The organism is Streptomyces scabiei 87.22 (genome assembly GCF_000091305.1).
Lineage (GTDB): Bacteria > Actinomycetota > Actinomycetes > Streptomycetales > Streptomycetaceae > Streptomyces > Streptomyces scabiei.
On record NC_013929.1, the window covers coordinates 3,007,243 to 3,019,401 of the forward strand.

At 73.8% G+C, this 12,159-nt stretch carries 8 protein-coding genes; 3 read left to right on the forward strand and 5 right to left on the reverse strand.

The window, feature by feature from the left end; genetic code table 11:
- Window positions 1-122: 122 nt before the first annotated feature.
- The 4 genes from SCAB_RS12500 to recG all read right to left on the reverse strand — a co-directional run bounded on the left by SCAB_RS12500 (window position 123) and on the right by recG (window position 4,814).
- A complete protein-coding gene (locus SCAB_RS12500) occupies window positions 123-1,208 on the reverse strand; it encodes a hypothetical protein (protein ID WP_013000431.1) in 1,086 nt (361 codons plus the stop codon).
- A gap of 77 nt (window positions 1,209-1,285) precedes the next feature.
- Window positions 1,286-1,765, reverse strand: coding sequence for a pantetheine-phosphate adenylyltransferase (coaD, locus tag SCAB_RS12505; protein WP_013000432.1), 480 nt, complete (start codon window positions 1,763-1,765; stop codon window positions 1,286-1,288).
- A gap of 26 nt (window positions 1,766-1,791) precedes the next feature.
- Window positions 1,792-2,379 carry a 16S rRNA (guanine(966)-N(2))-methyltransferase RsmD gene (rsmD, locus tag SCAB_RS12510; protein ID WP_037724716.1) on the reverse strand — a complete coding sequence of 196 codons (588 nt, stop codon included), beginning with the start codon at window positions 2,377-2,379 and terminating at the stop codon, window positions 1,792-1,794.
- A gap of 194 nt (window positions 2,380-2,573) precedes the next feature.
- Entirely contained in the window at window positions 2,574-4,814 is a 2,241-nt protein-coding gene (gene recG / locus SCAB_RS12515; RefSeq protein ID WP_041669129.1) for an ATP-dependent DNA helicase RecG, read from the reverse strand.
- A 204-nt stretch (window positions 4,815-5,018) separates the two neighbouring features.
- Here recG and SCAB_RS12520 point away from each other — a divergent pair, with 204 nt between their 5' ends.
- Entirely contained in the window at window positions 5,019-6,863 is a 1,845-nt protein-coding gene (locus SCAB_RS12520) for an HSP90 family protein (protein ID WP_013000435.1), read from the forward strand.
- An 8-nt stretch (window positions 6,864-6,871) separates the two neighbouring features.
- Window positions 6,872-9,808, forward strand: coding sequence for a tetratricopeptide repeat protein (locus SCAB_RS12525; RefSeq protein WP_037724720.1), 2,937 nt, complete (start codon window positions 6,872-6,874; stop codon window positions 9,806-9,808).
- A 57-nt stretch (window positions 9,809-9,865) separates the two neighbouring features.
- Here the strand turns inward: SCAB_RS12525 and SCAB_RS12530 are convergent, their stop codons facing one another.
- A complete protein-coding gene (locus SCAB_RS12530) occupies window positions 9,866-11,548 on the reverse strand; it encodes a DAK2 domain-containing protein (RefSeq protein ID WP_037724721.1) in 1,683 nt (560 codons plus the stop codon).
- A 299-nt stretch (window positions 11,549-11,847) separates the two neighbouring features.
- Here SCAB_RS12530 and rpmB point away from each other — a divergent pair, with 299 nt between their 5' ends.
- Window positions 11,848-12,033, forward strand: a complete 186-nt coding sequence (gene rpmB / locus SCAB_RS12535; protein WP_013000438.1) for a 50S ribosomal protein L28 — start codon at window positions 11,848-11,850, stop codon at window positions 12,031-12,033.
- The last annotated feature ends 126 nt before the right edge of the window (window positions 12,034-12,159 follow it).

Genomic DNA, 12,159 nt, shown 5'->3' on the forward strand with positions numbered 1-12,159 from the left:
AGGGCGCCACCCCTGGTGTTCCGGGCAGCGTTCGATCGCGGGCGTCAGTTGCGGACAGCATGAACGCACTCGCGACCGAAGAGACAGGATACTGGACCTTTCGCTCTCGGCCCAATCCGCGGTCAGCGGCCCTGCTCGTACCGGCGCAACTGTTCCGCCGTGATCATGGTCGTGTCGAAGAGGCTGGTCTCGTCGAGCACGTTCGCCTGCTGTGGCGCGTACCCCTGCTGGTCCTGCGGCAGCTGCTCCTGGTGCCCCTGGTGCGGGTCGTACGCGGGCTGCTGCGCGTAACCGGCCGCGTACGGGTCGGCCTGCTGGTAGCCGTAGGGGTCCGCGGCCTGCTGGGGCTGGGCGTACTGCTGCTGATAACCGCCGTACGGATCCTGCTGGTAGGCCGTCGCCCGGTACGCGTCCTGCGGGCCGCCGTAGGGCTGCTGCTCCGGCAGCTGCGCGGACTGCTGGGCGGACTGCAGGGCCGGGGTGTCGGAGAGGGCGGCCAGCTCGGCCAGGTAGTCGGCGTCGCTCGTGGGCCGCGGGGAGGTGCCGTCGTCGCCGAGGGCGAGGGCGCCGAGGTCGTCGGTGGCGATCCGGCCGTGGAGTTTCTGCCGGCCCCGGCCCACGGCCTCCAGGGTCTTGGCGAGCACCGCCTCGAAGGCGCCGAGCTTGGCGTCCACGTAGGCGTCGGCGTCCTTGCGCAGGGTCTCGGGGTCCTGGCTGCGTTCGGGGGCGTCCTCGTCCGCGTAGCCCTGCTCGTCGAGGCCGGGGCCCGTGCCGAGCAGCTTCTCGCGGCCGCGGCCGACGGAGCCGAGGGTCTTGGTGAGGACGACCTCGAAGTTGGCGAGCTTGGAGTCGACGTAGTCGTCGGCCTCGGCGCGGACGTCATCGGCCTCCTGGCGGGCCTCGCCCAGGATGCGGTCGGCCTCGTTCTGGGAGCGGCGGGCGACCTCGGTGTCGGAGATCAGCGAGCCGCGCTCGGCGTGCGCGTTCGCCACGATCCGCTCGGCCTCCTGGCGGGCCCGCTCGACCATGTGGTCACGGTCGCCGATCAGCTCCCGCGCCTGGGCGAGGGAGTCGGGCAGGGCCGCGCGCAGTTCGTCGAGCAGGGAGAGCAGTTCGGCGCGGTTGACCACGCACGAGGCCGACATGGGCATGGATCGGGCGCCGGAGACCACCGAGACGATCTCGTCGAGCTTCTTCTGCACGTCCACCGTGTGCTCGCCACTCTCTACGACTGTGTTGGAGACGGTCGGGTCGACTGTACGGCCAGCGGGGGAGGTTCGTCCGCTCAGTCCCGCTTCAGGCGTTCGCCGAGGGCTTCGAGGACGAGCGGGGGGACCAGGTGGGAGACGTCGCCGCCCCAGGTCGCGACCTCCTTGACCAGGGAGGACGACAGGAAGCTGTAGGTGGGGTTGGTGGGGACGAAGAGGGTCTCCACGCCCGACAGGCCGATGTTCATCTGGGCCATCTGCAGCTCGTAGTCGAAGTCGCTGACGGCGCGCAGGCCCTTGACGATGGCCGGGATGTCGCGCTGCTTGCAGAAGTCCACGAGCAGGCCGTGGAAGGCCTCCACCCGTACGTTCGCGTACTCGGCGGTGACCTCGCGGATCAGTTCCATCCGCTCCTCGACCTCGAAGAGGCCCTTCTTGGACTTGTTGATCATCACCGCGACATAGACCTCGTCGTACAACTTGGAGGCGCGGCCAATGATGTCGAGGTGCCCGTTGGTGATGGGGTCGAACGACCCCGGACAGACGGCACGGCGCACTTGGGATTCCTCGCTCTCCGGTCCGGTCATGGTGCGTCTTCGCACGTAGCGGCGGCGCGACCGTACCAAAACGTTCCCTCGCCGTAGCGACGGGCCCTGAGGGCGTCGAAACCGGTCGGCCAGGCGAACGCGCCGCCTCTGGTGCTGCGCTCCACGGTGACGAGGGCTTCGTCGGCTAGCCAGCCCTCCGTGCGGAGTGTGAGCAGGATCTCCCGAAGATCGTCGTCCGGGACGGCGTACGGAGGGTCCAGGAAGACGAGGTCGTACGGCTCGTCCGGCGCCGGGGCCTGGATGATCTGCTCGGCTTTGCCCGGTCTCACCTCCGCGCCGGGGAGGCCGAGCGAGCGGACGTTGTCCCGGATCGTGCGGGCCGCTCGCGCGTCGGCCTCGACGAGGAGGGTGTGGCCGGCGCCCCGGGAGAGGGCCTCCAGGCCGACGGCGCCCGAGCCGGCGTACAGGTCCAGGACCCGTTCGCCGTCGAGGGGGCCGCCGAGGAGGGACTCCCAGGTGGAGAAGAGGCCCTCGCGGGCGCGGTCGGAGGTGGGGCGGGTGCCGTTGCCCGGCGGGACGGCGAGGCGGCGTCCGCCGGCTGCGCCGGCGATCACGCGGGTCATCTTGGGTCCTTGGGGAGGAGGAGGCGACTGTGGGTCCAGTCTGGCAGTCGGAGGTGAGAGGCGCGTTCCACCGTGGGCGGCTGCGGGACGGCGGCGGGATCGCCCGGTGGGGCGCCTCTCGACCGACGCGGGCGACCGCGGGTCCGTCGTGGTCGCTCGCGCGGTTCCCCGCTCCCCTTCGGGGGCGCCGCAGCTCAGCCCTTGTCGAGGTACTGCTCCCGCTCCTCGTCCAGCAGGGCGTCCAGGGCTGTCCGCAGCGCCGGGAGGTGGTCCAGGTCCGGGTCGGCCGCCACCACCGCGGCCGCCTCCTGCCTCGCCTCCGCGATGATCTCCTCGTCGTCGATGACGGTCAGCATGCGCAGGCTGGTGCGGGCGCCGGACTGGGCCTGGCCGAGGACGTCGCCCTCGCGGCGCTGTTCGAGGTCGATGCGGGAGAGTTCGAAGCCGTCGAGGGTGGCGGCGACGGCGCCGAGGCGTTGGCGGGCCGGACTCGCCTCGGGCATCTCGGTGACCAGAAGGCAGAGTCCGGCGGCGGATCCCCGGCCCACCCGGCCGCGCAGCTGGTGGAGCTGGGAGACGCCGAAGCGGTCGGCGTCCATGATCACCATGGCGGTGGCGTTCGGGACGTTCACCCCTACCTCGATGACCGTGGTGGCGACCAGGACATGCGTCTCGCCGGCGGCGAAGCGGCGCATGACCGCGTCCTTGTCGTCGGGGTGCATCCTGCCGTGCAGGACCTCGACCCGCAGACCCTGGAGGGGGCCCTTGGCGAGCTGGTCCGCGACATCGAGGACGGCGAGGGGCGGGCGCTTCTCGGCCTCGTCCTCGGGGGACTTCCCGCCGCTCTTCTTCGCGCCGGTCCTGTTCGGGTCGGCAGGTTCGTCGACGTCGTCCCCGATGCGGGGGCAGACGACGTACGCCTGGTGGCCGTTCTCCACCTCCTCGCGCACGCGCTCCCACGCGCGGGCGAGGAAGTGCGGCTTGTCGGCGGCGGGGACGACATGGCTGGCGATGGGCGAGCGGCCGGCGGGCAGCTGGTCGAGGACCGAGGTGTCCAGGTCGCCGAAGACGGTCATCGCGACCGTACGCGGGATGGGGGTGGCCGTCATGACCAGCAGGTGGGGCGGCTGTTTACCCTTGCCGCGCAGGGCGTCGCGCTGCTCGACGCCGAAGCGGTGCTGCTCGTCCACGACGACCAGGCCCAGGTCGTGGAACTGCACCTTGTCCTCGATCAGCGCATGGGTGCCGATGACGATCCCGGCCTCGCCGGTGACCAGGTCCAGCAGGGCCTGCCGACGGCCCGCGGCGCCCATCGAGCCGGTGAGGAGCACCACCTTGGTGGCGTGCTCCGATCCGCCGAGCATGCCGCCCTCGGCCAGCTCGCCCATCATCTCGGTCACCGACCGGTGATGCTGCTGGGCGAGCACCTCGGTGGGCGCGAGCATGGCCGCCTGGCCGCCCGCGTCGACGACGGCGAGCATGGCGCGCAGGGCCACCAGCGTCTTGCCGGAACCGACCTCGCCCTGGAGCAGCCGGTGCATCGGGTGCTCGGTGGCCAGGTCGTCGAAGATCTCCCGGGAGACCTTCCGCTGCCCGTCGGTGAGAGTGAAGGGGAGGCGGGCGTCGAAGGCGGTGAGGAGGCCGTCGGAGGCGGGACGGCGGGCGACGGCGGGGAGCTGGGAGTCGGCGTGGCGACGGCGGGCGAGGGCGACCTGGAGGACGAAGGCCTCGTCCCACTTGAGGCGGTCGCGAGCGCTGTCCCGGTCCGCCTTGGTGTGGGGGCGGTGGATCTTCACGAGGGCATCGGGCAGTGAGACCAGGCCCCGGCCCTCCCGCAGGGAATCGGGCAGCGGGTCCACGGCCTCCTGGGCGCTCGGCAGGACCGTCTGGACGGCCTTGGCGATCTTCCAGGACTCCAGTTTGGCGGTGGCCGGGTAGATCGGGATGAGGGCGCCGGCCCAGGTGCCGACGGTCTCGGTGTCCTCGCTGTCGCCCTCCCCGCGCAGCAGCTCGTAGGCCGGGTGGGCGAGCTGCAGGCGGCGGTTGAAGACGGAGACCTTGCCGGCGAACAGCGCGCGGGTGCCGGGGAGGAGGTCCTTGTGGGGTTTGTGGACGCCGTGACCGAAGAAGACGAGCTGGAGGCGGCCGCTGCCGTCGGTGATGGTCACTTCGAGGCGCTGGCCCTTGCCCCGGGGGGCCTTGGCGGAGGCGAAGGTGTGCAGGCGGGCGTCGGCTACCTGGGCGACCACCGTGACGTGCTCGTCCATGGGCAGGTCGGCGAGACGGGTGAGCCGGCCGCGCTCCTCGTACCTGCGGGGGTAGTGGTGCAGCAGGTCCCCGACGGTGTGCAGGCCGAGGTGCTCGGCCATCACCTTCGCGGTGGCGGCGCCGAGCGAGTTCTTGAGCGGTTCTTCGAGCGCGGGCACGGGATCCATTGCACACCACGGCACTGACAATCCCGTAGACGTCCTTGAAATCCGCTGGTCAGGCGGGTCGTTCGCGCCTAGGATGACGCTCTCTTGGACCCAGCCGTGTCAGGGCCCGTACCGCCTCCCGTCCGCGGTCACCTTCTCCCGGGACCGCCCGACCCCGCCGCCGTCGCCAGAATCCCCTCCACCGGCGCTGCGACGTTGGATTCAATGACCTCACAGTCATCCCAGGCACCCCAGACTCCCGAGGCGTCCCCGTCTCCTCGTACGTTCCAGGTCGATCTGCGTGGCCTGGTGGATCTGCTCTCGCACCACCTCTATTCCAGTCCCAAGGTCTACCTGCGCGAACTGCTGCAGAACGCCGTGGACGCGATCACCGCCCGCCGCGCCGAGCAGCCCGACGCGCCCGCCCGGGTGCGACTGTTCGCCGAGGGCGGCGCGCTGCGCGTGGAGGACTCGGGCATCGGGCTCACCGAGGCCGATGTGCACGACCTGCTCGCCACGATCGGGCGCAGCTCCAAACGCGGCGACGGCGGCATCCAGGAGGTCCGCTCGGACTTCCTGGGGCAGTTCGGCATCGGGCTGCTGGCCTGCTTCGTGGTCGCCGAGCGCATCCGCGTGGTCAGCCGCAGCGCCCGTACGCCGGACGCCCCGCCGGTGGAGTGGACGGCCGCCGACGACGGCTCGTACACCGTACGGACGCTGCCGGACGAGGCGCGGCCCGAGCCGGGCACGACCGTGCACCTGGTCGCGCGGCCCGGAGCCGCCGAGTGGCTCGCCCCCGCGCGCGTGCTCACTCTGGCGCGGGACTTCGGGTCGCTGCTGCCGTACGACGTCCGGGTGGGCGACGAGGCGGTCACCGACCTGCCGGCCCCCTGGGACCGCGCGTATCCCTCCCCCGCCGGCCGGCGGGTGGCCCTCGCCCGGCACTGCCACGACCTGTTCGGGTTCACCCCGCTGGACTCCGTCGAGCTGAACGTGCCGCTGGCCGGCATCCGGGGCGTGGCGTACGTGCTGCCGGCCGCCGTCAGCCCGGCCCAGCGGGCCGGTCACCGGGTGCACCTGAAGGGCATGCTGCTCACCGAGCGGGCCGAACAGCTCCTGCCCGACTGGGCGTTCTTCGTGCGGTGCGTGCTCGACACGGACAGTCTGCGGCCGACGGCGTCGCGGGAGTCGCTGTACGAGGACGAGACCCTGGCGGCCGTGCGGGAGGCGCTGGGCGAGCGGATACGCGGCTGGCTCACGGGGCTCGCCGCCGGTGATCCGGAGCGGCTGACGGCCTTCCTGTCGGTGCACCACCTGGGTGTGAAGTCGCTGGCGCGGCACGACCGGGAGATGCTGCGCACGATGCTGCCGTGGCTCCCGTTCGAGACGACCGACGGGCGGCTGTCCCTGGAGGAGTTCGCCCGGCGGCACCCGGTGGTGCACTTCACGCGGACGGTCGAGGAGTACCGCCAAGTGGCGCCGATCGCGTCCGCGCAGGGCGTCGGGGTCGTCAACGGCGGCTACACGTACGACAGCGAGCTGGTCGAGGCGCTGCCGTCGGTGCGGCCGGGGACGGTGGTCGCCGAGCTGGACGCCGACACGGTGACGGCGCACCTGGACACGCTCGACCCGGACGAGGAACTGGCGCTGGCGGACTTCCTGTCGGCGGCGCGGGCGGGGCTCGACCCCCTGGGCTGCGATGTGGTGCTGCGGGCCTTCCATCCGCTGTCGGTGCCCGCGCTGCACCTGGACGACCGCGCCGCCCGGCACGAGCAGGCGCGCGCGGAGGCGGAGGAGCGGGCGGACGACCTGTGGGCGGGCATCCTCGGCTCGCTGCGGAGCAGTGCCCCGCGCGCGAAGCTGGTGCTCAACCACCTCAACCCGCTGGTCCGGCGGATCGGTGCGCTGTCCGACCGGGAGCTGATCGGCACCGCCACGGAGGCCCTGTACGGGCAGGCCCTGTTGAGGGCGCAGCGGCCGCTCGGAGCCGCGGACTCGGCGCTGCTGAACCGCGCCTTCATCGGCCTGCTGGAGTGGGCCACGCACGCCGAGGGGGACGGCCGCCCGTGAGAGACGTCATGGACTTCGACGAGCTGCGCCGGGCGATGGCGGAGAACCACGGGCAGCCGGAGGGTCCCGCGCGCAACGCGCGCGCGGAGCTGCTGCTCGCGGAGGCGGAGCGGCTGAACGAGCCGCTCGCCGTGATCGAGGCGCTCGGGCACCAGCTGAAGGTCTACAACTACAGCTCCGAGAAGGACAAGATGTTCGTCCCCTTCGCGCGCCTGCTGCGCATGTGGGACGAGCACCCGGAGGACTTCGACGAGTACGAGATCCACTCCCTGCACTGGGTGTTCAAGTGGGTGTCGGCCGGCATGCTGAACCAGCCGCACGTCCCGCTCGCCTCCATCGAGAAGTGGCTCGCCGAGATGGAGCACCGCTACCGGCTCGCCGGGCACTCGGAACGGGCCGTGCGCGACGCCGAGTTCAGCGTGGCCGCGCACGTGGGCGACCTGGGACGGGCCGGGCGGGCGTACGACGCGTGGCTGGCCGCCGACCGGGACGCGATGGCCGACTGTCACGCGTGCGAGCTGCACGGCCAGGGCTGGTGGCGGGCCCTGCGGCGCGAGGACGCCGAGGCGCTGGAGCTGTGGGCGCCGGTCCTGGAGGGCGCCTACACGTGCGCCCATGAGCCGCACACCGTCCTGGCGTCCTCCCTGCTGCCGCTGCTGCGGCTGGGGCGTCCCGAGGAGGCCCGGGCCCACCATCTGCGCGGTTTCCGGCTGGTGCGGGCGATGGAGAGCATGCGGGACGCGTACGCGGACCATGTGGAGTTCTGCGCCCTGACCGGCAACGAGGCACGCGGTCTGGAGCTGCTGGCGGAGCGTCCGGCGTACTTCACCGACTCCGGCGACCCGCGCAGCAAGCTGGACTACCTGAGCGTGGTGGCACTGCTCATGGACCGGCTCACCGCACGCGGGTTCGCCGGCCGGACGGTTCCCGGCCCCGCCGGGCGCACCTGGACCGCCCGCGAACTGGCCGCCCACGCGCGCGAGGAGGCCCTGGCGCTGGCCGCCCGCTTCGACGAGCGCAACGGCACGGCGTACGTCGGCGGCCTCGTCCGCGAGCGGATGGACCAGGAACCGCTGCTGGACCGGCTGCCGCTGGGCGTGCGCGCGGCCCGGCCCGCGGTCGCGGTGCCGGCGCCCCGGCCGCCTGCCGCCGTGGAGCGGACGGAGGACTCCGCGGCGCCGGAGGGCCTGCCCGCTCTCCTCGTGGAGGCGCGGCGGCTCTCCGCGGGCCTGCATCCCGGTTCCGTCGCGGCCTGGGCGGCCGTGGCGCGGGCCGCCGAGGCCGAGGGCGCGGAACTGGACGCCCGGGACCGCGCGGACCTGGTCGACCACGAGGCGATCGGCCTCGGACCGGAGGGCCGCACGCGCTTCGAGCGGGCGGCCGAGCTGTACGAGGAGGCCGGAGACCCGGGCGAGGCGCTGGCGGCACGCGCGCGCGGGGCGCACGTGCACGCCCTGGCGGGCGGGTCGGACACGGCACTGGACCTGGTGTCCGAGCCGTACGAGAGGATCCTCGCCCTCTGGGCGGACGGCGGTACGGGTCCGCGGCAGACGGCGTCCGTGCTGGTGGGGCGGGCCCGGATACTCGTGCAGCGGATGCACGAGACCGAGGACGCCGACGCGGTCCCCGCCGCCGAGGCCGCCGTGCGCGAGCTGGCGGCCTTCGTCGAGCCGCGCCGCGGGGAGGACGTACGGCTGGCCTCGCGGGCCGCGGAGGCGCGGGCGATGCTCGGTGAGCTGGCCGCGCGGGGCGGGGACGCGGCGGCCGCCGCCGACCTGTTCGCGGAGGCCGCCGAGCGGTACGTGGCGGCCGGCCTGCCGTGGTTCGCGGTGCAGTACGAGGCGCGGCTCGCCGGGGTCGCCCAGCACCTCGGGGACCTGGCGAGGGCCGAGCGGGCGGCGCTGGCCGCGCTGGAGCACGGCGGGCCGGAGCTGGAGCCGGTGGGCCACGCCCAGCTGCGTCTGCAGCTGGCCGAACTCCTCGGCGCCGACGACCGGGTGGAGGCGGCCCTCGCGCACGCCCTGGAGGCGGCGCACTGGGCGGACGAGGCGGGCGAGGGGCCGACGCTCGGCGCCTGGGCCCGGCATCTGCTCGGCGGGTTCCTGCTGCGGCTGGGGCGGTGGGCGGAGGCGGCCGAGGTGCTGGAGTCCGCCCTCGCCGATCTCACCGCCGAGACGCACGGGGACGGGGCCCTCGCCCAGACCCTGTGGTGGCTGGGCGACTGCCACACCGAGCTGGGTGAGCACCGCGAGGCCGCCGAACGGTGGCTGCGGGCCGCCGACATCGCCCGGCACTGGCCCGAGCAGCACGACCACGCCGTGCTGGCCCATCTCACCGCGGAGGCGCTCGCCCGCGCGGGACTGTCCGCCGAGGCCGACCGGGCGTACGCCCGTGCCGTCGACCTCTGGGGCGAGCTGGGGAACGTCCACGGGTACGTGCGGGCGCTGCGCGCGCGTGCCTGGTACGCGGCGCGGGAGGCCCGCGAGGGGGCCGAGGGCTCCGCCGCCCCGGACGGGGCGCGGGAGCTGATGGGCGACGCGGTGGCGGGCTGCGAGGCGGCCCTGTCGGACGTGAGCGGTGAGGAGAACCGGCGGCGGATCGTCGCGGAACTGGGTGAGACCTACGGGCAGTTCGGTGATCTGCTGGCCCGGTCCGTGGCCGAGGACGCGGAACCCGTCTCCTGCGGGCCGGTGTTCGAGGAGGCGCTGGGGTTCGTCGAGCGGGCGGTGGCGGTGTACACGTCCCTGGGCGAGGAGTTCCTCGACGCGCGGACCGCGGCCGAGCTGGCCGCGGGGTGGCTGGAGGTCGATCTGCGGCGGGCGGGGGCGGCCGGGGTCCGGGCGCGGAGGGTGCTGGCGGCGGTCGGTGACCGTGCGGACGAGACGGCGGACGCGCGGCGGGCGGAGGCGGAGCGGTTGGCCGCGTCGGCGGAGGCGCTGGACTGAGCGGGGCGGGTGGGGTGCCCCGGGACTCCGGGCCCCGCCGCCCCCGAAGGCGCCGGGCTACTCCACGCCGATCAGCAGCAGGGCGCCCTGCCGGCCGCCCCGGTACACCACCGTGTCCACCGCCAGGTGCTCCCGTACCCGGGTCTCCACGTGCTCGACGACCTCGGCGGGGGCCTCGTCCCCCAGGACCAGGGTGACCATCTCGCCGCCCGCGGCCAGCATCCGGTCGACCACCGCGGCCGCGGTCAGGGTGACGTCGGAGCCGATGACGGCGACATCGCCGTCGATGAGGCCGAGGACGTCGCCGGCCTGGCAGATGCCGGCCATGGTCCAGGACTGGCGTTCGGCGATGACGACCTCGGCGTAGCGGGTGGCGCCGGCGGCGGACGTCATGGAGACGACGTCCTCGTCGAAGCGGCGGCCCGGTTCGTGGACGGCGAGGGCGGCGATGCCCTGCACCGCCGAGCGGGTGGGGATGAGGGCGACGCGGACGCCCTCCGTGCGGGCCTGCTCGGCGGCGGCCGCCGCCGTGTGCCGCAGGTCCGCGTCGTTGGGCAGCAGCACCACCTCGCGCGCGTGCGCACGCCGTACGGCCTCCACCAGCTCCCCGCTGGCGGGCGGCTCCCCGGGGCGGGCCAGGACCGTGGTCGCGCCCGCCTCGGCGTACAGCCCGGCCAGCCCCTCACCGGGGACGACGGCCACGACGGCCCGCTGGGCGCGCTCGCGCGGCGGCCGCCCGGTCTCACCGGTCACATGGGCGTCCCCGGCCCCGAAGTGCGTGATCCGGATGCGGTACGGGCGCCCGGCCTCGACACCCGCCTCCACGGCGGCTCCGGCGTCGTCGACGTGCACGTGCACGTTCCACAGCCCGTCGCCGCCGACCACCACCAGCGAGTCGCCGAGGGCGTCCAGCCGGCTCCGCAGACGGGCCACGGCCGCGTCCTGCGCCTCCAGGAGGTAGATCACCTCGAACGCGGGGCCGCCCGCGCCGGGCTTGTCGTCCGCACACACCTCCGCGGTCTGCGCAGCCTGGGCCGAGGGCGTCCGCCCCCCGGTGCCGGCCACCGCCCTCGGCGCCTCGCCCGTGAACGTCTCCACCAGTGCCGCCAGCACCGCGACCAGGCCCCGTCCGCCCGCGTCCACGACCCCGGCGCGGGCCAGGGCCGCCAGCTGGCCCGGGGTCCCCGCCAGGGCCGTCCCGGCGCCCTCGTAGGCGGCGCGGGCGACCGTGCCGCAGTCGCCCTCGACGGCGGTGGCCGCGTCGGCCGCCGCGGAGGCGACCGTGAGAACGGTGCCCTCGACGGGGTGGGCGACCGCGTCCCGGGCGGAGTCGGCGGCGTGCCGCAGCGCGAGCCGCAGGCCCCGGCCGTCGGTGTGAACCGCGTCACCGTCGTCGGAGAGCACCTGGGCCATACCCCGCAGGAGCTGGGCGAGGATCGTCCCGGAGTTGCCCCGGGCCCCGATCAGGGCCCCGTGCGCCATGGCCCGCGCCGCCTCGGCGAGGGTGGGCCGGTCCGCGCCCGCCGCGGCGCCGGTCTCGTGGCCCGCGAAGACGGCCTCCACGGCCGCCGCCGCCGACTCCATCGTCAGGTAGAGGTTGGTGCCGGTGTCGCCGTCGGCCACCGGGTACACGTTGATGGCGTCGATCTCCTCGCGCGCGCGTCCCAGCGCGGCCAGCGCGAGTCCGCACCAGGTGCGTACCGCGAGAGCATCGAAGAATGTCTGCGGCACCTGCGGCACCTGCGCCTCCTTGAGCTGCGTGGCTGCTGGACGTGGGACCGGGGGACGCCGCACGCCGCACGCAGCGTAGACCCGCGGTGGTGACCGCCGGTAAGAGGGCCGGGACGAGGCCCCGACCAGCCATGGTAGTTTCGTTGTGCGGACGCAGTCGTTGTATGCTGCTCCGGTTGTCCGATTCGGATCCATGATCCAGACCGGACTCTCCCCCTGGCAACGCCACTCGGGTCCCAGTCGATGGGATCGTGATCCCGGCATGCCGGGATCAACCGTAAGTGCATCTGAAGTCTTTGGAGTGACCCGTGGCTGCCAACTGCGACGTCTGTGGCAAGGGGCCGAGCTTCGGCAACAACATCTCGCACTCGCACCGCCGTACGTCCCGTCGCTGGAACCCGAACATCCAGCGCGTCCGTACCGTGGTCGGCGGGACGCCGAAGCGCGTGAACGCTTGCACCTCGTGCATCAAGGCCGGCAAGGTCTCGCGCTGACGCAGCGCGCGGCCACTGCTGGTTCGCTGCTCAGAGCCGGTCCACCGTGAGGTGGGCCGGCTTTTTGCGGTCCCCGTACGCGCCAGGGGTTCTGCCGTGCCCGTACGCGGATCCGTGGACGGCGGC